Raw genomic sequence first — 722 nt, 5'->3', positions numbered from 1 at the left:
TAAAAGGGCTTTGACTACTTGTAAGCACACGGTTTCAGGTGCTGTTTCACTCCCCTTCCGGGGTTCTTTTCACCTTTCCCTCACGGTACTGGTTCACTATCGGTCACTAGGAAGTATTTAGGCTTGGGAGATGGTCCTCCCGGATTCCGACGGAATTTCTCGTGTTCCGCCGTACTCAGGATACCAGCTAGGTAAGATCAGATGTCGTATACGGGGCTTTCACCCTGTCTCGCGAACCATTCCAGGTTCTTCTACTATCTTTACTCGTCCATATCGCCGGTCCTACAACCCCAAAGAGCAAGCTCTTTGGTTTGGCCTCTTCCCGTTTCGCTCGCCGCTACTCAGGGAATCGCATTTGCTTTCTCTTCCTGCAGGTACTTAGATGTTTCAGTTCCCCACGTCTACCTTCTTCTCAGCTATGTATTCACTGAAAAGATATCACCCTATGACTGGTGATGGGTTCCCCCATTCGGAAATCTTTGGATCAAAGCTCACTTACAGCTCCCCAAAGCATATCGGTGTTCGTCCCGTCCTTCATCGGCTCCTAGTGCCAAGGCATCCACCGTGCGCCCTTGTTCACTTAACCTTGCGGTTAAGAGTATGATATAAATTAGCGATGAGAGTTCTATTCAAGGAACAAAACTTTCTCAATTTGTTAATCTCGGTGTTGTTTCTTAACATGTTTGTTATTAATTCAACTATCCAGTTTTCAAAGAACAAAG

At 46.5% G+C, this 722-nt stretch carries 1 rRNA gene; it reads right to left on the bottom strand.

Annotation, left to right across the window (positions count from 1 at the left end):
* Nucleotides 1-586 (bottom strand): 23S ribosomal RNA (locus tag ACFP65_RS09000); the annotation flags it as partial.
* Nucleotides 587-722 lie beyond the last annotated feature (136 nt).

Origin of the sequence: Marinilactibacillus sp. GCM10026970, assembly GCF_042660675.1 — a bacterium.
Taxonomy (GTDB): Bacteria; Bacillota; Bacilli; order Lactobacillales; family Carnobacteriaceae_A; genus Marinilactibacillus.
This window is presented reverse-complemented; position numbering and strand designations above follow the sequence as displayed.